Source organism: Mycobacterium sp. C31M, assembly GCF_053345865.1.
In genome coordinates, this window is record NZ_JBKFAX010000010.1 from 203,390 (window position 1) to 227,895 (window position 24,506).

Below are 24,506 nucleotides of genomic sequence, written 5' to 3' on the forward strand. Positions count from 1 at the left end.
GATCAGGCGAGTTCGAGGCGGCGCCGCAACGCCTGCCGTTCTTCCTTGGAACTGCCGTCGCGCAGCAGGCTGCCCGCCGATCCGACGAGCAGTTTCGAATAGTCGTGCTGCGGTGTGCGGATCAGCTCCCAGGTGTCGGCCTGCTCGACGATCTGCCCGCGCCAGAGCACATAGGTGCGACCGGTGACCGCGGTGGCCGAACCGATGTCGTGGGTGATCAGCAGCAGTGCGATGCCCTGGGCGTTGAGTTCGGCGAGCAGGTCGATCGTCGAGGCCCGGTTGGCCGCGTCCAGTGCGCTCAACGGTTCGTCCAGGATCAACAACGTCGGCTGCTGGATCACCGCACGTATCAAACCGATTCGCTGGCGCTGCCCGCCGGACAGCTGGGTCGGCCGCTTCTCGAACAACGATTGGTGTAACCCGAAGCGGTCGAACAGTTCCCGGCCCCGCTCCAGGGCGTCCCTGCGCGGTGTCTCGCCGCGCACCAGCAGCGGCTCGATCGCGGACTCACCGACCGGGATCGCCGGGTCCAGACTCTGCAGGGTGTCCTGGAACAGGTAGTCGATCTGACCGGAGCGCCGGAATGCGACCCGTTCGCTGCGGCTCAGATCGGTGATATCGCGGCCCTCGAAGCGCACCTCGCCGGAGCGCGGGGTGACGACGCCGAGAATGGTGCGCGCCAATGTCGTCTTCCCTGAACCGGATTCACCGATGACGGCCACCGCCTCGCCGGCGCCGATGGTGAGGCTGACATCGCTGAGGACGTCGGTGCTGCTACGTCGGCTGCGGTAGCTGACGTCGATGTTGCGGACTTCCAACACGACGAACCCCCTAACCCACGGCCTGCGCCACGCCATCGACCCGGTCGATGCCGTACTTGGTATACGAGTCGATCAGCAGCCGCAGATAGTCCGACTGCGGGGCTGCCAGCAGCGTCTGCGTCGGTCCGGCCTCGACCACGACACCGTCGCGCAGCACGATCACGTCGTCGGCCAGCCGGGACACCACCGACAGGTCGTGGGAGACGACGATGATCGACATCGCGCTGCGGTCGCGCAGATCGGCGATCAGGTCGAGAACCTCGGCTTCGACGGTGACATCCAGCGATGTGGTCGCTTCGTCGGCGATCAGGATCTCGGGGGAGCGCGCCAGCGCCAGCGCGATCAGGATGCGTTGCAGGGTCCCGCCGCTGAGCTCGTGGCGGTATCGCGTCAGCACCACCTCGGGGTCCCGGATGTTGACCGACTGCAACGCCGCGAGCGCCCGCGGGCGACGCTCGGCACGTGGCAACTGCAGTGCCACCCGGTAGAACTCGTCAAAATGTTGCTGCACCGAATAGGACGGGTTGAGGTAGCTGCCCGGATCCTGGAAGACCGCACCGATCTTGTGCGCCCACAGCGAGCGCCACCTCGCGGTGTCGAAACCGGCGGCGTCCTCGCCGAACAGTTCGATGCTGCCCGATGTCCTGCGCACCGTCGTCGGCAGCACCCCGAGGATCGACTTGACCAGTAGGGTCTTACCGCTGCCGGACTCACCGACGATGCCGAGCACCTTGCCGCGTTCCAGACGCACGCTGACATCGTCGAGGATCGGTCGATCCGATTCCAGGGAGAGCTTGCCGACGGTGATCACGGGCTCAGTCATTGCTTGCCTTTCCGGCGACGGTCAGAGTCGGATTCCCCAGGCCTTCGGCCGGGGCGAGCGTCTGCAACCGCCCCGAATCGGCCTCGGCATCGCGCAGCAGATCGGCCAGGGCGTGGAAGGCCCACACCGCGATGATGATGAACACCGACGGGAAGATCGGACCCAGCGGCTGGCGGCTGATATGGCCCAGCGTGTCGGCCAGGATGCCACCCCAGGTCGGTTCCGGCGGTTGGACCCCGATCCCGAGGAATGACAGCGACGAGATGACGATCAGGCCCGCCGCGACGGTGTTGGCGAATGTGACCGCCAGTGCGGGAATGAGTTTGGGCAGGATGTGCCGGGACACCACCCACGTGGTCGACGCACCGTAGAGGCGTGCCGCCAGTACATAGTCGGCCGATATCGTGTTCAGGGCGATGGACCGCGACACCCGGTAGAAGATGGGGGAGACCAGGACCCCGACGACGACGAGTGCCGGGATCAGGCCGTTGCCCAGCAGTGCGGTGACCGCGACCGCGACGATCAGGAAGGGCAGCGCGATGACGGTGTCCATCAACCGCAGGCTCGACCATTCGAAGACGCGGCCCAGATAGACCGACAGGATGCCGGGCAGCGTGCCCACGAAAAACGCCACGACACTGACCAGTACACCGCCGAGCAGGCTGACTCCGGCCCCGGCCAGGATCCGGCTGAGCACGTCGCGACCCAGGTTGTCGGTGCCCAGCCAGTGTGCGCCCGATGGTCCGGCCAGCGGTTCGCCGGTGATGTCGAGCGGGTTGTAGGGCGCCAACACGGTGCCGAACGCGCCGATCAGCACCAGACCCACGACGAGTGCGAGCGCGAGTTGGCCGCTGCGTTTGCGCGCCGCGTACCGGATCCACGCAGTCATGTCAGACCCCCCTCTGCCCGGCCGGGGCAAGCACATTGAGCAGTGAGTTGATCAGGAAGTTGAAGCCGACCACGGCCACGATGCAGATGACCAGCACCCCCTGGACGGCGGGCACATCACCGGCCAGCGCCGAGTCGGCGGCGTACATGCCCAGCCCCGGGATTCCGAAGATCGTCTCGGTGATGACGGCCCCGCCGATCAGGCTGGGCAGTTTGAGCCCGACGAGCGTGATCGCCGGCCCGACGCCGTTGCGGATCGAATAGGCCCACAGCTGCCGGGTTCCCGAGTACCCGTTGAGCTTCGCCCCGAGCAGATAGTTCTCGTCCCGGGTACCGAGGATCGAGGTGCGCAGCTGCCGGGCCACATCGGCGATCAGGTCGAGGCTCAGCGCCGTGGCGGGCAGCACGATATGCGAGAACCACGGCCAGAAGCCTTGATTGGGTGAGCTGTACCCCGCCGAGGGCAGCACCGGCAGCGCCACCGCGAACACCAGGATCAGCGCGATGCCCATGATGAACGCCGGCAGCACCGACATCACCGTGGTGAAGAACGTGACCGACCGGTCCAGCCACGACTTGTGGTACTTGACCGCCAGCACGCCCAGGGCGGTGCCGACCACCACACCGATCAGCAGTGCCACGGCGGCGATCTGCAAGCTGATCAGCGCCCGGCGCACCAGCACATCACCGATGGCGGCCTGCGACACCCAGCTGTAACCGAAGTCGCCGGTGAAGATGCCGGCCAGCCACTCCCAGTACTGCACGAAAAACGGCTTGTCCAAACCCCATTTCGTGGTCAGCTCGGCGACCGCGGATTCCGTCGGATTCTCCCCGAGCACCACGAACACCGGATCGATCCCGGAGATCACCGCCAGCAGGAAGGTGAAGAACGTGGCCGCGAAGAAGACCGGCACCAGCACGGCGAGCCAGCGCAGCACCACCAGCGAGATTCGTGTCACGGCGACACCGTCACGCCCTTGAAGCTGACACTGCCTGGGGTTCTCGGGAAGTCGGAGATCTTGTCGGACTGCACGTAGGCGTAGTGATAGGTGTACAGGTAGATCTTGGAACCGAAGTTCAGCGATGACGTCGCCAAGGCCTGCACGGCCGCTTCGTAATTCGGCGCGTCGAGCGGGGTCGCGGCCGCCACGTAGAGCAGCTGGTCGAAGTCCGCGGGCTGCTTACCGCTGACGTTGACGTTGCCCTTGGCGGAGAACTGCTGGCTGAAGGTCTGCAGCGGGTCCAGGTAGTTGTGCGTCCCGGACACCAGCAGCGGATACTCCTGGGACTTGGTGAACGCCAGTTTGGAGATCGCATCGGTCTGCAGCACCCGGATATCGGCGTTGATGCCGATGGCCTTGAGCTGTGACTGCAGTACCTCGGCCTGGGCCTGGTTCTCCGCGGCGATCGGGATCGTCAGGCTGATCGCGCCGGCCGGGAAGCCGGCCGCTGCCAATACGCTCTTGGCCTTCTCCGGGTTGTACTCCGGGTTGTCGAGCGCGGGCACATGGCCGATCTCGCCCTCCTGGTAGGGCTGGGCCGACGGTGCGCCGATCCCGTTGCCCGCCTTGGCCAGGAACTCCTCGCGGTTGATGCCGAGGTTGAGCGCCCGCACCACCTCCGGGTTGTCGAACGGGGCGCGGGCCACGTTGACGTTGATGTACCAGTTGTTGTTGCCGGCGGGGCTGAAGACCTTGACGCCCTCGACCCCTTCGGCCGACCGCTGGGTTCCGGTGTCGATCGCGTTGACCAGGTCGTACTGACCCGAGGTCACCGACGCGGTGGCCTGCGCAGGACCGGGCTTGGGATAGAACTCGATCCGGTCGACCTTGATGTTGGCCGCATCCCAGTAGTCCGGGTTCTTCTCCAGATAGACGTGATCGCCTTCGACGAACTCGGTCACCTTGTACGGACCGGCCCCGACCGGGTTCTGCTTGAGCTCCTCGACAGCGACCGCCGGGCTGGGCACCTGGCCGGCCTTGGGGCCCAGCCGCAGCAGGATGCCGTAATCGGGACGCTTGAGATGCAGTGTGGCGGTGAGCTCGTCATCGGCGGTCACCGATTCGACGGATTCGAAGTCCACCTTGCGGGCCGACTCCGGGTCACCCAGTGCCCGCTCGAAGAACGCCTTGATGGCCTCGGCGTCGACCGGTGTGCCGTCGGTGAAGGTGTTACCCGCGCGCAGCTTGAGCGTGAGTTCGGTGCCCTGCGGGTTGTATTCCCAGCTCTCGGCCAGACCGGGTCCGGGCTTGCCCTCGGGAGTGATCGACAGGATCGGTTCGTACACCAGATTGGTGTAGTACTGCGGATAGTGCGAACTGGTCAGCACCGGGTCCCAGTCGGGCGGGATGATCACCGCCCACCGCACCAGGCTGGCATTGTCTGCTGCGCTGCCGCAGGCGGTGAGACCGGCCGCGACGGCGGCGGCGAGCGCCAACGCCAGGGCACGCTTGATGGCGGCGACTCGTCGAATCATGGCTTCAGCCAACCCGGCTGAGCACACCGCATCCAGATTGTTCGTCTACAGATTCGAAATGGATCTACTTAACGGTCGGCTCTCAGGCCAGCGCGGACAACGCTTTCTCCGGGTCATACCCGGCGAAACCGTCCAGCGTGCCGTCGCGCAACCGGTTCACCCACGACGGATCGGCCAGCAGCGCCCGCCCCAGCGCGGCGATGTCGAATTCGCCCGCCCCGAACTGCGCGACGAGCCGGTCGGCGGACTCGGGTTCGATCAGCTGGCCCGGTTTCTCGCTGCGGAACTGGGTCTGCAGGCCGACCGAACCGACCGCGATGACCGGCAGTCCGGTCACCTTCTTCGTCCAGCCGGCCAGGCTCAACTCGGCATCGGTGTCGGGGAAGGCGGGCACATAGTGGCGGCGGGTGGACGGATGGAAGACATCGACGCCGGCGGCCACCAGCGGGGCCAGCAGATCGGTCAGTTCGATCGGATCGTCGGCGATCGACGCGGCGTAATCGGTGCCCTTCCACTGTGAGTAGCGGAAGATGATCGGATAATCCGGGCCGACCGCGGTCCGCACCGCGGTCACCACTTCGGAGGGGAAGCGGGTCCGCGCTGCCAGCGGCCCACCATATTCGTCGGTGCGCAGATTGGTTTTCGCCCAGAAGAACTCGTCGAGCAGGTACCCGTGGGCACCGTGCAGCTCGACGGCATCGAAGCCGAGACCGCGGGCGGTGGCGGCGGCATCGGCGAACTGCCCGGCCACCTGACCCAGCTCGTCGCGGTCCAGCGCGCGCCCCTTCGGCCTGCCCAGTCCGTCCACACCGGACGGACTCAGCGCGACCACCCCGTCGGACACCTCACGCTCGGCGCCCTGATGCCACAGCTGCGCCGCGATCGTGCCGCCCTCCCGGTGCACCGCATCGATCACACGGGACCACCCGGCCAGCACATCGTCACCGGCGATGGTCGGGATCGACGCCGGAAAGCCCGCGGCCGGGTCGGCCAACCGGACGCCCTCGGTGATGATCAGCCCGACCCCGCCGGCGGCCCGTCGGCGGTAGTACTCCGCGACGTCGGTGCCGGGCACCCCGTCCGGCGAGGCGCGCCGGGTCATCGGCGCCATCGCGAAGCGGTTGGGCACCGTCAGCGAACGGACGGTCAGCGGGGCGAAGAGATCATCGATGGCCACGGACACATACAACCCGAGAACCGCTCAGAAGAATCCCTGATTGGGCAGCGGGGTCCCGTTCAGGGCATATCGGCCGACCGCCACCGCCTTGAGCGTCTTCGGGTTGTGCGCGGCGATCGAGCGGATATTGCGCCAGTGCCGGTCCAGGTGCCTGCTGCGGTGCACCAGCGAGCCGCCGCCGATATCGAACAGTTCCGAGGCCGCCCGGTTGGCGATCTCGTCGATGACGACCTTGGCCTGGGCGTTGTACAGCGAGGCCCGCAGTGACAGTTCGGGTTCGGCCGGGGTGCCGTGCGCGGCGTAGGCCTCCGTGAGCGCCGCCCCGGCGTTGAGCACCATCGATTCGGCGGCGAATGCCTGACTGTGCAACAGCCCGACGCTGTAGGCCACGATCGGGTCATCGGCCGGCGTGTCCTCGACGGCGTGGTAAAACGGCCGTGATTTGCGGTGCACCTGCTCGACGGCGTCGCTGGCGATCCGGCGCAGGATGCCGGTGATCATCGCGCTGAGCTGGATGTGGAAGAACGTGGAGCGGTACGGCAGCGCGTCGCGGGCGAAGGTGCCCTTGGCGAAATAGTCTCCGGGCTCGACGGCAACATCGTCGAAGGTGACGGTGCCGCTGCCGGTGAACCGCTGCCCGAACCCGTCCCAGTCGTTGGTGCGGACCACGCCGGGCCGGTCGGTCGGGATGATCACCTCGACTTTTTCACCGTCCACATCGGTGGCGCCGACGATCAGCCAGTCCATGTACAGGCTGCCGGTGGTGTAGTGCTTGGTGCCGTTGAGGCGCAGCCCGCGCGGTGTCGAGGTGACGGTGGTCAGGTAGGGCGTATCGGTGGCCCCGGCCTTGGCGCTCAATTCGGTGGAGGCCGAACCGATCAGGTCACCTGCCGCGACGCGTTCGCGCCACCGGGCATCCTCGGGTCGGGTGCTGCGCAGCAGGTTCTCCACCACTCCGAAGTGGCTGCGGATGATGTGCGCCACATTGGAATCCGCGGCGGCCAGGTCGATGAACACCCGGAACGCCTCGACCAGCGTCGCCCCGCCGCCACCCTGCTCCGCCGGCACCCGCAGTGCACCCAGTCGGGCGCGTTTGACCGCCTCGATCGCCTCGTAGGGCAGTTCATCGCGTTCGTCACGCCCGATGGCGCCCGCGCCGATATCGTCGATCAGCGCCCGCAACTCGGGGGAGCCGTAGCGCACGGCGGTCGTCCTGGCCTCGGCAAGTTCGGTCATCAGATCAGTGTCGGGGCCCCACCGCGGTGGATCAACGAAGATTCGCTTCACGGAATCGGTAGCCGCTTCTCGTTCATCGATCCGCCGGGGCAATGGACAGTGAAGTGGTGACAGCGCGGCGACTGCATCTCAACGTCAACGGCAACGGGTTGGCGAAGCCGCCGAACAGCTGGCGGCGCAGTGATCCGCCGGACTGGTTCCTGGATTTCGCATCCTGGGAGAATCTCGGGCAGATCGCCGAGCGCGGACTGCTCGACGCCGTCTTCCTTGCCGACCACCTCGGCGACACCGACTTCGACAAGCCCTGGCATGCCTTCGAACCGTTCATGCTGCAGACCGCCATCGCCCGCGCGACGACGCATATCGGTGTGGTCGCCACCCTGTCGGCGACGTTCTACCACCCGTGGGACGTGGCGCGCCGGGTCATCACCCTCGACATCGCCTCCGGGGGGCGGGCCGCGGTCAACATCGTCACCTCCGGGGATGACACGGCCGCCGCGCTCTACGGCCGCACACCCCTGCCGGACCGCGAGTTCCGGTACGGCCGGGCCGAAGAGGTGCTGCTCGCGGTCAAGCAGCTCTGGGATTCCTGGGAGGACGGCGCCTGGATCGCCGACCCGGTCACCGGTGACCTGGTCGACACAAGCCGGGTGCCGACAGTCGACTTCGACGGCGAGCACGTCGGATTCAGCGCGAAGTTCCAGTTCCCCCGGTCGGTGCAGGGTCGCCCGGTGATCGTGCAGGCCGGTGCCTCCCCGTTGGGCATCGAGCTGGCCGCCCAGCACGCCGACGCCGTGTTCTGCGCCGCCAACACCATTCCCACCGCGCAGGCGTTCTACCGAAACCTGAAGGCCAGGGCGGTGGCTCATGGCCGCAACCCTGACGAGTTGCTGGTACTGCCCGGTCTGAACATCACCCTGGGCAGCACCGAGAGCGAGGCCAGGGCACGCCGCGCCGATGTCGTCGGCCCGGTGGTGGCCGACGAGGCCGGGGTCGCGGCGCTGGCCGCCCATCTCGGTATCCCCGCCGACCTTCTCACGCTGGACAAGACCCTGCCGTGGGATTTTGTGGATTCCCCGCAGTGGCGCCCGCGCAGCATCGGCAGTGCCAACTCGGTGCTGTCGGTGGCACGCCGCGACGATCTGACGGTGCGCCAGGTCCTGGAGCGCCGGGCGAATGCCCAGAATGCGATTGTCGGGACGCCCGAGCAGGTGGCTGACGAGATCGAACTGTGGTTCACCGAACGCGCGGCCGACGGGTTCAACATCAACTTCGACATCTTCCCCTCCGGGCTGGAACAGATCGCCGATCATCTGGTCCCGGAACTACAGCACCGCGGCATCTTTCGCACGGAATACGACACGACCACGCTGCGTGGGCATTACGGCCTGCCCCGGATACCGACCGGCACCGCGGCCGCGGCGGCGACGGCCTGACAGGAATCATGAGCACCCGACAGTTACATCTGAACGTCAACGCCAACGCCCTCGGACGCGCCCCGGGCGGCTGGCGCCTGCGCGACGACCCGCTGGGTTTCCTGGACATCGCCGAATGGGAGAACCTGGGTCGCACCGCCGAACGAGGTCTGCTCGACGGGGTGTTCCTGGCCGAGACATACGGATTCGGGCAGCAGGACTTCGCCAAACCGTGGAATGCGATCGACCCGTTCATCGTGCTGACCGCGATCGCCCGTGCCACCACACATGTCGGGTTGGTGGCCACCGTGTCCTCGACGTATCGGCATCCGTACCACATCGCGCGGCTGGCGTCCTCGCTGGACCTGGTGTCGGGCGGCCGGGCCGCCATCAATGTGGTGACCACTCAATCCGCGCGCGCCGGTGCACAATTCGGCCGGGACGCGCATCCCGACCGGGACACCCGGTACGGTCTTGCCGACGAAGCCATCGAGGTGATCAAGGCACTGTGGCAGTCCTGGGATCCCGATGCGCTGGTCGGGGACAAGGAATCGGGGGAGTTGACGGCGCTGACGCGGGTCCGCGAGGTGGACTACGCCGGCCAACATCTGCGCCTCAACACCTGGTTCCAGGTGCCGCGCTCACCGCAGGGACACCCGGTGGTGCTGCAGGCCGGCGCCTCCGAACAGGGTATCGACCTGGCCGCCAAACATGCCGACGCGGTGTTCTGCGCCGAGCACAATCTGGCGCAGGGCAAGGACTTTGCCCGCAAGGTCAAGTCCAGGGCGCGCGATGTGTACGGCCGCGATCCCGATGAGGTGCTGATCCTGCCGGGGCTGTGGCCGGTGCTGGGTAGCACGGAGGCCGAGGCGCGGCGGCGCCGGGATGAGTTGGCCGGCCTGAACACCGACAGTGTCGACGCTCTGGCCTCGTTGGCCAACCAGCTCGGCCTGCCGATCGAGAGCCTGGATTTGGACAAGCAACCGCCCTGGGAACTGATCGACGCCCCGGAATGGACGCCGACCAGTTTCGGCTTCGCCAATTCGGTACTACACACCGCGCGCAGCGAGAACCTGACGGTGCGCGATATGGTCGATCGCCACATCGCCGGCGGCGGTCACCGCATGGTCGTCGGTACACCCGAGCAGGTGGCCGATGAAATCGAGGCGTTCTTCACCGAGGGCGCCGCCGACGGATTCAACCTGAACCACGATTTCTATCCCGACGGGCTGGATCTCATCGTCGATCACCTGGTGCCGGAGTTGCAGCGGCGCGGGCTGTTTCGCAAGGAGTACGAGGCGACCACGCTGCGCGGACATCTCGGTCTGCCGGTGCCGGCAGCCGGACTTCTCAGCCGGCGGTGAGCTGAAGGTCGCGGCTGCGCAGATGTGCTTCCACGGTGTCGAGCACTTCTCCGAGGGCCCGGGCGTCGACCTGGTCGGCGAGCCGGTCCGCGCCGGCAAAGCGCAGCAGGCTGGGTAGTTTGTGGCGGACCCGGTCCAGCAGCCAGTCCACGAAATCGCCGTCGGCGACCGTGTCGAAGCCGACCCAGTGGTTCTGCACACCGGGGGTCAGGTAGTGATAGTGCTCCTCGCCGGGGAAGGCGTCGAAACGCAGATGCTCCAGACCGGTGGCGGTCTCGAAGACATGCAGTGTCGGACCGCCCGCCCACGGCGCGGCATCACCGTCCTCGAACAGCGCCCGGCCCTCCACCCCGAATGTGATTGCGCCGGCGGGGTAGTAGGTGGTCGCCTCGACCACGACGGGCAGCGGGTCGCCCTCGTAGAGCTTGCCGAGCCGGGTCGTGGTGAACGGGGGTGCAGCCATCCGGTCACGCTACGGTGCCGTCCCAGCCTGGTCCCAGCGTTTATTTCGCTGTGCGCCAAAGCTTTCTGCCCTGCCACGGATTTGACTAGGCTGACGAGCATGGCACGACGAATCACAGGCACCGAACTCACGGTGGCATTGACGGGCGAGGGCCAGTTGGCGGTACTCGACCTACGCAGCCCGGCCGACCGGGCTGCCGGGCACATCGCCGTCAGCGCCGGGATCTCGCTGCACGACCTGGAACAGCGCATTGCCGATCTGGTCCCGCACGCCGCGACGCCCATCGTGCTCGGCGGCGCCCCCGAGGTCGACGAGCAGGGCGCCGACCGGCTGGCGCGGCTGGGCTACACCGATGTGTCGATCCTCGACGGCGGGGTGCAGGGCTGGGTGGCCGCCGGTGGCCGGCTCTACACCGGTAGCAATGTTCGCAGCAAGACCCTAGGGGAATGGATCGAGCACACTTACCAGACGCCGACCGTCGAGAGCGCCACGCTGGCAAGCTGGCTCGCCGAGGGACAGGATGTCGTGATCCTCGACAGCCGGACACCGGCCGAGTACATCCACCACCACATCCCGGGCGGGCTGAACACAGGCGGCGGGGCCGAGGTCACCTACCGGGCCCAGCAGGCCATCGCCGACCCGGCGACCAAGGTTGTGGTCAACTGCCAGGGCCGCACCCGCGGCATCGTCGGTGCCCAGTCGCTGATCAACACAGGTTTGCCGAATCCGGTCTTCTCACTGCACAACGGGACCCCGGCGTGGGAGTGGGCGGGGCAGCCGGTGGAGTTCGGGCCCGGTGCCGACCTGGCCGCACCCGCCGAGGTGGAACCGCAGTTACGCAATTGGGCCGCAACAACTCTGGCCGAAGCAGGCGTCACCGTCATCGACGAAGCGCAGGCACAGGCCTTTCTCGCCGAGGACCGCAGCGGCTATCTGCTCGACGTCCGGGCCCGCGACGAATACGACGCCGGCCACCACCCGGCCGCAGCGCACACGCCGGGCGGCCAATTGGTGCAGGCCACCGACGACTTCATCGCGGTCCGGCGCAGCCGGGTGATCCTGGTCGACACCCCTGATTTCGTCCGCGCCGCCAATACCGTGCAGTGGCTGCGCTACCTGCACGACGGACCGATATCGGTGCTGGCGCATGGAACGGGCCCGGAGGTGACCCGCCCGCACCAGGTGCGGCTGGTGGTGCCCGAGTACCGCCGGGTCAGCTGGGATCAGGTGTTGCAGTGGCGCCGGGACGGGCCGGTCCGGTTGGTCGATGTACGCAGTTCGGGCCGATACGCCGCGGGGCATGTGGCGGGTTCGGTGCACGCGCGGCGCGAGCACCTCGCGGCGCTGGCGGCCGATTCGGACCGGGTGGTGCTGATCGGTGATGCGCACTTCGCCGCCGAGTACCTGGCTGCCGACCACGATGTCTGGGTGCTGGACGGAGGAATCGACTCGGTGGGTGAGGAACTGGTCGCCGACGGCGCAGAGTATGCGGGCCCGGTCGTCGACCGCACCGGCGCGCCGGCATTCGGTCCGGAACGCGACGCCTGGTACACCGCCTACTTCGAATGGGAGCTGGCGTTGTTGACCGAATCCAAGGGTGATCCGTTCTTCGACTTCGACGGGGTCGTCGGACCCGGGGTGTAGCCTCGCAGACATGTTCGAAAGTTTGTTCGAGGTGGATCCGGGGGCTTCGGAGGAGGAGCTCCGGATCCAGGTCGAGCGCTGCGAACAGCTCAAGTCGCAGGCGGCTGCCGTGCAAGCGCGGGCCACCGCGTTGTGGGCGCACAAGCGGGCCGCCGCCGAACAGCAGCGCGGGGTACCGGCGAGGCGGCGCGGTAAGGGGTTGACGGCCGAGATCGCGTTGGCCCGCCGTGAGGCGCCGGTTCGCGGTAATACCCATCTGGGAGTGGCCAACGCGCTGGTGCACGAGATGCCGCACACGATGGCCGCCTTGGAGGCCGGAGTGCTTTCGGAGTACCGGGTCACCTTGATCGTGCGGGAATCGGCATGCCTGTCGGTCGAGCACCGCCGCGAGTTGGATGCGGAAATGTGTTCTGACACCACCGAACTGGCCGGGTGGGGCAATAACCGGGTCGAGGCCGAAGCCAAGAAGATCACCGCGCGCCTGGATGCCGCCGCGGTGGTGGAACGTAACAACAAGGCCGTCGCGGACCGCTGCGTGACGACCGGGCCCGCCCCGAACGGTATGGTGTACGTGACGTTTTTGACGTCGCTGGGCCATGGTATCGGGATGTATGCAGCGTTGAAGCGCGCGTCCGATGTGGCGGGGGACGGCCGGACCCGCGGCCAGGTGATGTCCGATACCGCCTATGAGCGGATCACCGGTCGCGCGGTGACCGAGCCGGTGGATGTGCAGCTGAACCTGGTGCTCGCCGATACGACGTTGACGGGCTGGGATGATTGCCCCGGTGTGCTGGCCGGCTACGGTCCGGTCTCGGCGAGTGTGGTGCGCCAACTGGTCGGTGATGCGGTCACCGATCAGAAAGCCAGAGCCACCCTTCGGAGGCTGTATCGCCACCCGGAGAGTGGGCAGTTGGTGGCGATGGAATCGCGATCGCGGATCTTTCCGAAAGCATTGGCGATGTTCCTCGGGCTGCGTGATCAGACGTGTCGGACGCCGTTCTGCAACGCCCCGATCCGGCACTTCGACCATGCCACCCCGCATCGTGGTGGCGGCAAGACCAGTGCGCGTAATGGGCTGGGATTGTGCGAGGCCTGCAATTACGCCAAGGAAGCGGCCGGTTGGACGGTGCGCACCCACGATGACAACGGGTCGCACACCGCCGAATTCGTCACCCCGACCCATGCGGTGTACCGCTCGATCGCCCCACCGCCACCGGGTACGCGAATAGCGCGCCGCAGCATCACCGAAGACCGGTTGAGCATCGACCTGGTCACCTTCGAGGCTGCCTGACTGTCGTGTGCTAACCGCTGTTCGACTCGGCATCCCGGGGCTGCGAGGCGGCGGTGATGACATCGTCGAGCACCGCGCGGGAGTTGGTCAGATCCCGGATCTGCGCGTCGAGGCGTTGTCGCTCATCGGCCAACGTCTCCACCAGCAGCGGTGTCGCCGACGGGGCGGGCCCCCCATCGACATCGCGCATGCACGGCAGTAGCCCGGCGATGGTGCGGCTGTGCAGACCGGCCGCGAACAACTCCTGGATGTGCACCACCCGGTCGACGGCGGCCGGCGGGTATTCGCGCTGCCCGCCGGGGGTGCGGGAGGCCACCAGCAGGCCCTGCGCCTCGTAGTAGCGCAATGAACGTTCGCTCACCCCGGTCCGTCGGGACAGCTCACCGATCCGCATGGCTTCCGTTATACCTTGCACCTGACACTAATGTGAGGCCCTACCTTGTCTGGCATGACCGCAGAACCGTTGCCGCCCTTCACCTACAGCCCGATCGTCGACCGCCCAGCACTGCACTGGCCCGGCGACGCCGCCGTCGCCGTCTACGTCGGACTCAACATCGAACATTTCGTGGCGGACCGGCCGTCGACCAGCATCTGGCCCGGCACCGCGGACCTGCGGCCCGACCCGTTGAACCACGGCTGGCGCGATTACGGTGCCCGGGTGGGCATCTGGCGCACCATCGACGCGCTGGACCGACACGATCTGCGCGCCAGCGTCCTGCTCAACTCCACCGTCACCACGGCCTACCCGCAGATCATCACTGCGGGACGGGAGCGGGACTGGGTGTGGCTGGCGCACGGCCAGACCAACTCCATCCTGCACAACGGGTTCGACGAGACCGATGAGCGCCGCATCCTCACCGACATCACCGACACCATCACCGCGGCGACCGGCCGCGCACCCCAGGGCTGGATGGGCCCCGGCCTGACCGAGACCCACCGGACCCCGGAACTGCTGGCCGAACTGGGTTACCGGTATGTCCTGGACTGGACCAATGACGACCAGCCCTACCACCTCACCGTGCCGGGCATTCTGAGCGTGCCGTACTCGGTCGAACTCAACGATCTGCTGCTCTTCGGAAAGGGCTGCACCGGGCCGGAATTCGTCCAGATCGTCAAGGATCAGTACGACCAGCTACGGTCGGACGCGGCCACCGGTGGCCGGGTGCTGGCGCTGGCGTTGCATCCGTTCGTGATCGGACAACCGTTCCGGCACCGTTACCTCGTGGAGGCGCTGAGTTATCTGGCCGCCCAACCGGATGCCTGGCTGACAACCAGCGACGAGATCGCCGCGCACTACCGGACCGCTGGGGCGAGCTGAAGCGGCAGGCCGGGTGTCCGGGTGCCCAACCGGTCGCGCAGCGGGCCGGGCTCGGTCGGTCCGTCCCGGAAGATCCCGCGCCGGCGCAGCAGGGGCAGCAGATCGGCGGCGATGCGGTCGAAACTCGACCCGCCCAGCACGATGAAACCATCGCAGGCACCGCCATCGATCCACTCCGCGATGGTCTGGGCCGCGTCCTCGGCGGTGCCGATGACCTGGAAATGCCCGAACGATGTCGCATAGCGCAGCAGGAAGTCCCGCAACCGGGCGTAACTGCCGTCCTCGACCCAGGACCGGTAGATCAGGGCACGGCTGACCCGCCGGCCGTGCCGTTCCAGGTCCTCGCGGGTCGGGAACCGCGACAACGGGATGGTGGCGTCGAGGTCCAGATCGCCGAGATCCAGGCCGGGCACCTCATAGGTGATCGCCTCGCGGGCACGCTGCAGGTCGAGTTCGGTGAGCTCCGAACGGTATGCCGCCCAGGCCTGCTCGTCATCGTCACCGAGGTAGATCCGGATCCCCGGTAGCACCTTGAGATCATGGGCGGTGCGGCCGTTGGCCACCACGGCGGCCTTCAGTCGCCGGTAGTAGCGCCGTCCCGCCTCGATATCAGGGCTTGCGACGAACACCACCTCCGCGGATTCGGCGGCGAACTCGATGCCGGTGTCCGAGGCGCCGGCCTGTGCGATCAACGGAAAACCCTGCGGGCTCGGCGGCAGGTCGAGCGCCTGCTTGACCCTGAAATGGTCACCCACCCAATCGATATCGGTGATCAGGCCGTTGTCGGCGTACACCTCGGTGCGCCGGTCGGCGACGATGGCGCCGTCCCGCCACGACGACCACAGCGCCTTGGTGACGTCGAGGAACTCACGGGCGCGGGCATACCGGTCGGCGGGTGCGGGAATCTCGGTGTAGCCGTAATTGACCTCACCGTTGAACGAGGTCACCACATTCCAGCCGGCCCGCCCGCCCGAGAGCCGGTCCAGCGAGGTCAGCTCGCGGGCCACCGTGTAGGGCTCGCTGAACTGCGTCGACAGTGTGATCACCAGCCCGATGCCGGTGGTGTGCGCGGCCAGGTAGGCGGCCAGTGTCAGCGGTTCGAACGAGCGTGGCCCCGAGTAGCGGATCTGGGCGCGGTTCAGGCCCGCGAAATCGGCGACGAACACCGCGTCGAAACCCAGCTGTTCCAGCTCTGCGGCGAACCGTGCCTTCGCTGAATGCCGCTCACCGGCCAGATCGTCGTCGGCGGTCTGCTTCCACCGGGGGAACCGGTCGGTGAAATGGAACTCCGAGGAGACGAAGAAGGTCGAGGTCACGATGCCGCCAATGCCGGCGCGGCCAGCCGTCGGCCCGGGATCGCCTCCAGTAGGGCGCGGGTGTACTCGGCCTGCGGGGTGTCGAAAACCTGGGCCGTGGTGCCGGTTTCGACCACCTGCCCAGCTTTGAGCACCACCACGTGATGGGCCAGCCGTTTCACCACCGACAGATCGTGCGAGATGAACAGATAGGTCAGCTCACGCTCGGCCTGCAACCGCAGCAGCAGGCCGATGATCTGGTCCTGGGTGACGACGTCGAGCGCGGAGAGCGGCTCATCGAGCACGATCACCTGCGGCCGGACCACCAGGGCGCGGGCGATCGCGACGCGTTGGCGCTCACCGCCGGACAGCTCGACCGCGCGCCGGTCCAGCTTGTCGGTGGACAGGTTCACCCCGTCGAGTGCCTCGGTGATCCGGGTGTTGCGTTCCTGCGGGTTCCGCAGACCGTAGGAGGTCAGCGGGGTGTCCAGGATCTGGCGCACGGTCCAGCGCGGGTCCAGCGCGGAATCCGGGTTCTGGTAGACGAACTGGATATCGCGCCAGTGTTCGCGCCGGGCGCGTTGGGACAGTGTGGCGATATCGCGGCCCAGCACGGTGACCGATCCGCTGGTGGGCTTGGTCAGCCCGATGATCATCTTCGCGGTGGTCGACTTGCCGGACCCCGATTCGCCGACCAGCGCCACGGTTTCCCCGCGCCGCACCTGCAGGTCGATATCCGCGGCCGCGGTGAATTTGGCCCGCCCGGCCAACCGGTACTCCTTGGTGGCGGCCGCCACGTCGATGACCGTCTCACCGTCTGGGACGGTTGTCTCCTGTTCGAGCCGCGCGATGGCCCCGATACGGCGGATGAGCCGCGCCGCGTACTCCGATTGTGGTGCGGTGACGATGGTATCGACCGGGGCGTCCTCGACGACGGCGCCGCGGCGCATCACCACGACGCGTGACGCGTGGTCGGTGGCCACGCCGATATCGTGGGTCACGAACAGCACTGTGGTCCCGTGCTCGGAGACCAGCCGGTCGAAGATGCGCAGCACGCTGCTCTGCACCGTGACATCCAGCGCCGAGGTCGGTTCGTCGGCGACGATCAGATCGGGGTTGAGGCCGAACGCGGTGGCGATCAGCACCCGTTGGCGCATCCCGCCGGACAGTTCGCCCGGGTACTGCTTGAGGCGCCGCTCGGGCTGGTCGATCTCGACCTCCTCCAGCAGCGCGATGCACCGCTGCCTGACCTCACGTCGGCTGAGCCGGTCGCCGCGCAGCTCGAACACCTCGGCCAGCTGAGATCCTATGGTGCGCACCGGGTTCAGGGATGCACCCGGATCCTGGGGGACCAGGCCGACGGTGCGCCCGCGGATCCGGCTCCATTCCCGCTCGCCCAGATTCAGGGTGCTGGTGCCGTCCAGGTTCAGGGTGGCCGCGGTGATGGCCGCCGAGGCCGGCAGCAACCCGACGACGGTGTTGGCCAACGTGGTTTTGCCCGAACCGGATTCACCCACGACCGCCACGAACTCACCGCGGTGCACCACCAGGTCGACATGGTCGAGGGCGATCTTCGGCGCTGCGTCACCACCCGGGCCCGGATAGCTGACCACCAGGTCGGACAGTTCGAGAAGCGGTTCGGCCATCGCCGGTGCTCCCATCTCAGATGTGGTTGGACTTCAGGATGCGTCGGCTGACGACCCCGAGCGCGATGATCACGGTGACGATGACGATCCCGGGCAACGAGGTCAGCCACCACGCGTTGGCCAGGTAATTGCGGCCCTCGGCGACCAGCAGACCCCACTCCGGTGTCGGTGGGGGCGCGCTGTAGCCGAGGTAGCCGAGTGCGGAGATGGCCAGGATCGCGGCGCTGAGGTCGATGACCGCCAGCGCGACGACGGCACCGCCGGCATTGGGGACGATATGGCGACGCACCACCGACCAGCGGGTCTCGCCGGACAGGAACGCGGCCTCGACATAATCCAGCGCGCGTACCCGCATCACTTCGGCGCGGAACACCCGGGCGAAGATGGCGATGGACCCGATCCCCACGCCGATGCCCACCGAAAGTGGGCCCGGCCCGTAGGCGGTGACGATCCAGATGGAGATCAGGAAGGCGGGCAGCGCCAGCAGCACATCGCTGATCCGCATCCCGACGGCGTCGACCACCGGCCCGGACACACCGGCGAGGATGCCGATGATGCTGCCGACCAGCAGCCCGACCGCAACGGCCAGGCCGGCGGTCAGGATGGTGTGCGAGGTGCCGTAGATGACCCGGGCCAGCACATCGCGGCCCAGGTGATCGGTGCCGAACCAGTGCGCCAGGGTCGGCGGCTGAAACTTCTCCAGGTGGTTGCCCTTGAGCGGGTCCTGACCGGTGAACAGCCCGGGGGCCAGCGCCCACGCGGCGACCAGGATCAGCAGCGCAGCCGAGAGGCGCACCGACCACGGGGTGTCGCGTAGCGCGGCGCGCCAGTTCCGGCGCGGGCGCGCGGTGCCGGCCGCATCGGGGCGGGTGGCGAGCTCCGCGGCGACGAACGTCTCACTGGCTTCCAGGCTCAACTGAACCGCCCCAATCGGGTGTTGAATCCGCGCTGCTGCATCTTGGTGACCCGCGGATCCAGGATCGGATAGATCAGGTCCACCAGCAGGTTCGCCCCCACGATCACCACCGTCGTCAACAGCACCAGTCCCTGGATCAGCGAGATGTCCTGGGTGGACACCGCATCGAGCAGGACGGTGCCCAGACCAGAACGGGAGAACACGGTTTCGGTGATCACCGACCCGCCCAGCAGCGCGCCGACGGTGGTGGCGGTCACGGTCAGTGCCGGGCCCGCCGCATTCTTGAGCACATGCCTGCGAATCACCCAGCCCGGTGATCCACCCTTGGCCCGCGCGGTGTTGACATGCGGTAGCGCCAGGGTGGCCTCGGCGTTCTTGAGCAGTACCTGGGCGATCGGGGCCGAGATCGGCACCGCCAGCACCAGCGACGGGATCAGCAGCGAGGCGAAGGAGCCGTCCGGGAACATCGAGAACAATCCCAGCTGCACCGAGAAAATCTGCAGCACAACAAGACCGAGCCAGAACGTGGGGACCGCGCTGAACAGCGGCGGGATGCTGCGGATGAAGTTCCGCAGCCATTCGGCCCGGCCGGTGGTGGCCGCCACGACGATGCTCACCGAGAACACCAGCGCCAGCACCGTCGCCGTCGAGGCCAACTTGAGCGTCTCACCGATCACGCTGCCGATCCGGTCGGTGACGGCCTGCCCGCTGGACAGCGAGAACCCGAAGTTGCCCTGCAGCAACTGGGTGAGCTGGGAGAAATACTGCACCCAGGCCGGCCGGTCGTAGCCGTAGTACTCCTTGACCTGCGTCACGACATCGGGGTTGAAGTAACCCTCGCCCTTCGCGACGAAGATGGTCACCGGGTCGGCGGGCAGGATCGTCACACCCCAGAAGATCACCGTGAAGGCGAGCACCAGCACCAGTGCCGACTGTCCGACGCGGGCCAGTGCATACCGCAGCATCAGGATTTCCAGGCGCTCTGGAACAGCGGCTCGGTGTAGTTGCTGAACTCGATGTGCACGTTCGGTGCCGCCGAGTGCACCTGCACCTCGTCCCACAGGATCAGGGCCAGTTGCTCATCGATGATGGTCTGCTGTTCGCGGGCCACGACATCCTTGAGTACCGCCGGATCGGTGGCCCGCAGTTCCTCCTCGGACAGCGCAACCAGTTCGTCGATCTTGGTGAAGGTGAGGTTGCCGTTCTCCCGGCCGAAGAGCAGGCCCAGACCGATGTTGTAGCCGGTCCTGGTGCCCAGCAGCGGCACCGCGGGATCGGTGTTGGCCTGGTTGAACAGGGTGGTGTCACCGGCCCGGTTCACCAGCGCCACACCGAGTTCGCGCCAGCCGGACTCGATGAACTCGAAGGCGGGCCGGAACACCACGCTCTGGTTCGACGCCGCCAGGGTGAGCTCCAGCTTCTTGCCGTCCTTCTCCCGGATACCGTCGGGGCCGACCTTCCAGCCGGCCTCGTCCAGCAGGGCGGCCGCCTTGTCCGGGTCATAACCGATATCGGCGCTGACATCGGTGAACAGCGGATCATCCTGTCCCAGAACGGAGTTGGAGGCGCGGTAGCTGGGGGACAGCACGGTGTCGACGACGGCCTGGCGGTCCACCCCGAGCTGCAGCGCGCGGCGCACCCGCTGGTCACTGACCAGTTCGTTGCCGATGCGGAACCCGACCAGGTTGACCGTCAGCGACGGCGCGGCGACCGGGATGACCTGAAACCCGTTGCCGGACAGTCCGGCTTCATCGGTGGGCTGGATACCGCGAGCGAGGTCGACCTGACGGGACTGCACGGCGCCGGCGCGCAGACCGGGCTCACCGATGACCCGAACGACGAGCTTGTCCAGGTAGGCGGCGCCCTGATTGGGCGAGGTCGACGGCGGCCACGCGTAGTCGGGACGCTTGACCAGCGTCACCTCCTGATCGGGGATCTGCGATTCGTAGACGAATGCGCCCGAACCGATCACGTTCTCGATCTGGGACTGGCCGTCGTAGTCGCGCGCCAGCGTGGCCTGCCCGCGGATGCCCGAGCGGCCGTTGGCGGCGACCTTGTAGAAGTTGGCATTGGGGCGGCTCAGGAAGACCGTCGCGGTGTTACCGGTGACCTCGGTGCGGTCATAGCCGACGAAATCGGAGAACGCCGGGATCTTCTTGGCCGGGTCACCCTTGCCGAGCTGGTCGAAATTGGCCTTGACCACCTCGGCGGTCAGCGGAGTGCCGTCGCTGAAGGTCACCCCGTCGCGGATCGTGAAGGTGTACTGGGTGGCGTCGGAGTTACGGGAGAACTCCTGGGCCAGCCACGGGTGTACCTCGCCGGTCTGCGGGTCGATGAAGACCAGTCGGTCCACGATCTGGAACAGCAGATTGGCGGTGGTGTAGTTGGTGCTCAGTGCATCGGTGACGAACTGCACATCCGAGAAGGTCAGGGTGCCGCCGGGCGTTGGGTCCCCGGTCGGCCCCGACGGAGCCGTCGCGGACTGCTGCTGTCCGGAACACGCGACGAGCAGGACCGCCGCAAGCGCGACAGTGAGGAACATGCGGAACCGGGCCGGCGAAAATCGGGCCATCAAAGAGTCACCTATGTACATCGAGGGGTCAGTTGGGTTGGAACGCGCCCCGATTCGCGATGCAACAACGGGTGGCGGCACGATCCGCGTACCGTTCTGCGACGTTATGCGGCCGGCGGGGCCGGCTCAACGGTTTCTCTTGCGCTGCGTAAAACTAACCGGCAGCCAAGGTTGCCGGCACCTGCCGCGGGTCGCGCAGCCCGAGGCGTTCACGGATGGTCGAGCCGTCATAGGCGGTGGGGAAGGCGCCCGCGGCCTGCAGCAGCGGGATGACCTCCCGGTTGAATTCCGCGATACCGTCCGGCAACACCGGGATGTGGATGTTGAAGCCGTCCACCGCGCCCGAACCCCACCAGGCCAGGATGTCGTCGGCGACCTCGCGCGCGGTGCCGATGGCCAGCCGGTGCCCACCCTCGACCCGGCGGACCAGTCGGCGCGGCGTGATCTCCTCCAGACCGGTGAGCTCGGCGAAGGACCGCACGAACCCGACCGGGCGGACCTGATCCTCGGTGTAGGCGAACGACTCCGGGTTCAACGGCCGGTCCGGCTCGATATCCGGATCGAGCACCGCGGTGCGCTTGACGAAGTCGGCGATCAACCCGTCCTCCCCGCGATGGCCGTGCAGCGCCTCGTGCTTGCGGTAAGCCGCCTCCCTGGTCTCCCCGAGGATCACCGTCAGCCCGGGCATCAGCCGGATGTCCTCGCCGGCGCGGCCGTGGCGGATCGCGGCCTCGGCCAGTTGGGCGCGGTAGCCGAAGGCGGCCTGCTGATGCAGCAGCGAGGCGTAGACGATATCGGCGTGTTTGGCGGCCAGGTCGATACCGGCATCCGAGGCCCCGGCCTGTGAGATCACCGGATGGCCCTGCGGCCCGATCGGGACATTGAGCGGACCGGTGACGTCGAAGAACTCGCCGTGGTGGTCGATGGTGCGCGCGGTGTGTTCGTCCCACAGCGGGCCGGTCGGTGTGGCGCCGGCGGGGGCGTCCCAGCTGAGCCACAGCTTCTTGACGACATCGACGAACTCGTCGGCGCGCCGGTAGCGGTCGGCACGGGCGGGCAGCGGTGCCGCCGAGAAGTTCGCCGCGATATCCGGGTTGAAGCTGGACACCACATTCCAGATGACCCTGCCGCCGGAGATGTGATCCAGCGTGGCGAGGCGGCGCGCCAGATTGTAGGGCGAGTTGTACGAGGACGAGGCGGTCAGCAGGAAGCCGATATCGGGGACGGCGGCCGCGGTCGCGGCGAACAGGACAGTCGGGTCGAAGCTGTGGATGGGCCGAGATCGGTTGTCGCGCTGCAGGGCGGGATGATCGGACACGAACACGATGTCGAAGATCCCGGCCCTGGCCAGCTGTGCGGACGCCAGGTAGTGCTGCCAGTCGGCGAACCGCCCCCATTCGGTGCCCGGCTCGGCGAACGAGCGCCCTGCCGAGCCAGTGCTGTTGACGGCCACGCTGAGGAACAGTCGGCGGCTCATGAGGCGCTCGCGGCCTCGGTCAGCTGTGCGCGCAGCCGGCGTCCGGGCGTCGCGTCCAGCAGGGCCCGGGTGTAGTCCTGACTCGGATTCGCGAAGATGTCTGCGGTCGGCCCGGTTTCGACCACCTGGCCGCTGCGCATGACGGCAACGTGGTCGGAGATGGAGCGCACCAGATCCAGATCGTGGGAGATGAACAGGTAGGTCAGTGCGAGCTCACGCTGCACCTCGTCGAGCAGGTCGAGGATCCGGCCCTGGGTGACGACATCGAGTGCCGACAGTGCCTCGTCGAGGACGACGATGGAGGACCGCGGCGCCAGTGCCCGCGCGATCGCCACCCGCTGCTGCTGGCCGCCGGACAGCTCACGGGGCTTGCGTCGGCCCAACGCCCCCGTGAGCCCGACCTGATCGAGCAGTTCGGCCACCCGGTTGCGGCGTGCGGTGCGGTCCCCGAGTCCGAACGAGCGCAGCGGCTCGTCGACGATCTGCTCGACCGTCAGCCGCGGATCGAGGGCCACCTGCGGGTTCTGCTGCACGAGTTGGATATTGCGCCAGACATCGCGGCGTGCCCGCCGTGACAGCGCGGTCCCGTCCCGGCCGGCGATGTGCACCGTACCGGCGTCCGCCCCGGTGAGGCCCAGGATCAGCCGCGCCGTGGTGGACTTGCCCGAACCGGACTCGCCGACCAAGGCGAACGTCGTGTTCGCCGGCACGTCGAAGGACACATCGTCGACGGCTGTGAACTGGCCGCGGGGTCCGTGGGTGAAGACCTTGGTCAGCCCGCGGGCCGCGATGGCGGGATCGGCTGCGGCAGCAGGAACCTTGTCGCGGGATCGGGCGCGGTCGGCGAGACCGAAGCCGCTGGTGATGAGCTGACGGGTGTAGTCATGGGTGGGCCGGACGACGAGGTCGTCGATGGGACCGCTGTCGAGCACCTCCCCGTGGCGCATCACGATGGCCCGCGTCGCGTGATCGGAGGCGACGGCCAGATTGTGGGTGACGAACAGTACCGCGACCTTGGTCTGCACGGTGAGCCGGTCGAACACCTCCAGCACCTGCTTCTGCACGGTCACATCCAGCGCGGAGGTCGGTTCGTCGGCGATCAACAGCGCGGGTTTCAACCCGAACGCCATGGCGATCAGCACCCGCTGCTTCATCCCGCCGGACAACTCGTGCGGGTACTGGCGCAGCCGGTCCTCGGGGTGATCGATCCCGACGAGGTCGAGCAGTTCGACTGCGCGGGTGCGCAGTTCGTTGCGGGACAACTTCTTACCGTCGGCATGCAGGCGGAAGACCTCGGTGATCTGCCGTCCGATCGGCTGGACCGGGTCCAGCGAGGTCGCCGGATCCTGCGGTACCAGGGCGACGACCTGGCCGCGGAGTCGGACCAGCTCGCGTTCGGACAGGTCGGTCAGCTCACGGCCGGCGACGCGGATGGATCCGCCCTCGATCGTCGCCGACGGCGGGAGCAGACCGATCGCCGATCTGCTCAGGGTGCTCTTGCCCGAACCGGATTCGCCGATGACGGCCACGACCTCACCGGCGCGGATCGTGACGTTCGCATCGCGCACTGCCGGCTGGGCGGAGCCCTGATAGGAGATGGTGAGGTTGCGGATCTCCAATACGGTGTCGGAATCGGGCAGCGTGACCACCCGGGCGTGGTCGGCGGGCAGAGTCGTGGTCATAT

Annotated in this window: 21 protein-coding genes; 5 read left to right on the forward strand and 16 right to left on the reverse strand. The window is 67.5% G+C overall.

Features of this window, described 5'->3' with window-relative positions; genetic code table 11:
• Positions 1-2: 2 nt before the first annotated feature.
• From ACLBYA_RS17200 to ACLBYA_RS17230, 7 genes are all read right to left on the reverse strand, one after another.
• Positions 3-821: an ABC transporter ATP-binding protein gene (locus tag ACLBYA_RS17200; protein ID WP_447710629.1), complete on the reverse strand. Its 819-nt coding sequence runs from the start codon at positions 819-821 to the stop codon at positions 3-5.
• 10 nt (positions 822-831) lie between these two features.
• Positions 832-1,644, reverse strand: a complete 813-nt coding sequence (locus ACLBYA_RS17205; RefSeq protein ID WP_447710630.1) for an ATP-binding cassette domain-containing protein — start codon at positions 1,642-1,644, stop codon at positions 832-834.
• On the reverse strand, positions 1,637-2,533 hold the full coding sequence (locus ACLBYA_RS17210; protein ID WP_447710631.1) for an ABC transporter permease: 897 nt from the start codon (positions 2,531-2,533) through the stop codon (positions 1,637-1,639). Before ACLBYA_RS17210 ends, ACLBYA_RS17205 begins: the two co-directional genes overlap by 8 nt.
• A 1-nt stretch (position 2,534) precedes the next feature.
• Complete coding sequence (locus ACLBYA_RS17215) at positions 2,535-3,491, reverse strand: ABC transporter permease (RefSeq protein WP_447710632.1); 957 nt, start codon at positions 3,489-3,491, stop codon at positions 2,535-2,537.
• Positions 3,488-5,008 carry an ABC transporter substrate-binding protein gene (locus ACLBYA_RS17220; RefSeq protein WP_447710633.1) on the reverse strand — a complete coding sequence of 507 codons (1,521 nt, stop codon included), beginning with the start codon at positions 5,006-5,008 and terminating at the stop codon, positions 3,488-3,490. The genes ACLBYA_RS17215 and ACLBYA_RS17220 overlap by 4 nt, the downstream gene beginning before the upstream one ends.
• Before the next feature lie 82 nt (positions 5,009-5,090).
• Entirely contained in the window at positions 5,091-6,185 is a 1,095-nt protein-coding gene (locus tag ACLBYA_RS17225) for an NADH:flavin oxidoreductase (RefSeq protein WP_447710634.1), read from the reverse strand.
• 24 nt (positions 6,186-6,209) lie between these two features.
• Entirely contained in the window at positions 6,210-7,421 is a 1,212-nt protein-coding gene (locus ACLBYA_RS17230) for an acyl-CoA dehydrogenase family protein (protein ID WP_447710635.1), read from the reverse strand.
• 107 nt (positions 7,422-7,528) lie between these two features.
• Here ACLBYA_RS17230 and ACLBYA_RS17235 point away from each other — a divergent pair, with 107 nt between their 5' ends.
• Positions 7,529-8,857: an NtaA/DmoA family FMN-dependent monooxygenase gene (locus ACLBYA_RS17235; RefSeq protein WP_447710636.1), complete on the forward strand. Its 1,329-nt coding sequence runs from the start codon at positions 7,529-7,531 to the stop codon at positions 8,855-8,857.
• An 8-nt stretch (positions 8,858-8,865) separates the two neighbouring features.
• A complete protein-coding gene (locus tag ACLBYA_RS17240) occupies positions 8,866-10,200 on the forward strand; it encodes an NtaA/DmoA family FMN-dependent monooxygenase (RefSeq protein WP_447710637.1) in 1,335 nt (444 codons plus the stop codon).
• On the opposite strand, the gene ACLBYA_RS17245 is transcribed toward ACLBYA_RS17240, so the two are convergent.
• Complete coding sequence (locus ACLBYA_RS17245; protein WP_447710638.1) at positions 10,187-10,663, reverse strand: DUF7700 domain-containing protein; 477 nt, start codon at positions 10,661-10,663, stop codon at positions 10,187-10,189. The genes ACLBYA_RS17240 and ACLBYA_RS17245 overlap by 14 nt on opposite strands.
• 99 nt (positions 10,664-10,762) lie before the next feature.
• On the opposite strand from ACLBYA_RS17245, the gene ACLBYA_RS17250 reads away from it, so the two are divergent.
• A complete protein-coding gene (locus tag ACLBYA_RS17250) occupies positions 10,763-12,307 on the forward strand; it encodes a rhodanese-like domain-containing protein (RefSeq protein ID WP_447710639.1) in 1,545 nt (514 codons plus the stop codon).
• 10 nt (positions 12,308-12,317) lie between these two features.
• Positions 12,318-13,598 carry an HNH endonuclease gene (locus ACLBYA_RS17255; RefSeq protein WP_447710640.1) on the forward strand — a complete coding sequence of 427 codons (1,281 nt, stop codon included), beginning with the start codon at positions 12,318-12,320 and terminating at the stop codon, positions 13,596-13,598.
• A gap of 10 nt (positions 13,599-13,608) precedes the next feature.
• Here the strand turns inward: ACLBYA_RS17255 and ACLBYA_RS17260 are convergent, their stop codons facing one another.
• The gene (locus tag ACLBYA_RS17260) at positions 13,609-13,992 is read right to left on the reverse strand and encodes a MerR family transcriptional regulator (RefSeq protein ID WP_447710673.1); all 384 of its coding nucleotides are present in this window, start codon (positions 13,990-13,992) and stop codon (positions 13,609-13,611) included.
• Between the two features lie 54 nt (positions 13,993-14,046).
• Between ACLBYA_RS17260 and ACLBYA_RS17265 the strand changes: the two genes are divergently transcribed.
• Positions 14,047-14,916, forward strand: a complete 870-nt coding sequence (locus tag ACLBYA_RS17265) for a polysaccharide deacetylase family protein (protein ID WP_447710641.1) — start codon at positions 14,047-14,049, stop codon at positions 14,914-14,916.
• On the opposite strand, the gene ACLBYA_RS17270 is transcribed toward ACLBYA_RS17265, so the two are convergent.
• The 7 genes from ACLBYA_RS17270 to nikE form a co-directional block, all read right to left on the reverse strand.
• Positions 14,892-16,232 (reverse strand): NtaA/DmoA family FMN-dependent monooxygenase, encoded by a 1,341-nt coding sequence (locus ACLBYA_RS17270; RefSeq protein WP_447710642.1) that lies wholly within the window; start codon positions 16,230-16,232, stop codon positions 14,892-14,894. The genes ACLBYA_RS17265 and ACLBYA_RS17270 overlap by 25 nt on opposite strands.
• Positions 16,229-17,857 carry an ABC transporter ATP-binding protein gene (locus ACLBYA_RS17275; RefSeq protein ID WP_447710643.1) on the reverse strand — a complete coding sequence of 543 codons (1,629 nt, stop codon included), beginning with the start codon at positions 17,855-17,857 and terminating at the stop codon, positions 16,229-16,231. The genes ACLBYA_RS17270 and ACLBYA_RS17275 overlap by 4 nt, the downstream gene beginning before the upstream one ends.
• Before the next feature lie 16 nt (positions 17,858-17,873).
• Positions 17,874-18,653 (reverse strand): ABC transporter permease, encoded by a 780-nt coding sequence (locus ACLBYA_RS17280; protein WP_447710674.1) that lies wholly within the window; start codon positions 18,651-18,653, stop codon positions 17,874-17,876.
• Positions 18,654-18,769: 116 nt separating this feature from the next.
• The gene (locus ACLBYA_RS17285) at positions 18,770-19,738 is read right to left on the reverse strand and encodes an ABC transporter permease (protein WP_447710644.1); all 969 of its coding nucleotides are present in this window, start codon (positions 19,736-19,738) and stop codon (positions 18,770-18,772) included.
• Positions 19,738-21,345, reverse strand: coding sequence for an ABC transporter substrate-binding protein (locus ACLBYA_RS17290; RefSeq protein WP_447710645.1), 1,608 nt, complete (start codon positions 21,343-21,345; stop codon positions 19,738-19,740). Before ACLBYA_RS17290 ends, ACLBYA_RS17285 begins: the two co-directional genes overlap by 1 nt.
• 154 nt (positions 21,346-21,499) lie before the next feature.
• Complete coding sequence (locus ACLBYA_RS17295) at positions 21,500-22,822, reverse strand: NtaA/DmoA family FMN-dependent monooxygenase (RefSeq protein ID WP_447710646.1); 1,323 nt, start codon at positions 22,820-22,822, stop codon at positions 21,500-21,502.
• Complete coding sequence (nikE, locus tag ACLBYA_RS17300; RefSeq protein ID WP_447710647.1) at positions 22,819-24,504, reverse strand: nickel ABC transporter ATP-binding protein NikE; 1,686 nt, start codon at positions 24,502-24,504, stop codon at positions 22,819-22,821. Before nikE ends, ACLBYA_RS17295 begins: the two co-directional genes overlap by 4 nt.
• Positions 24,505-24,506 lie beyond the last annotated feature (2 nt).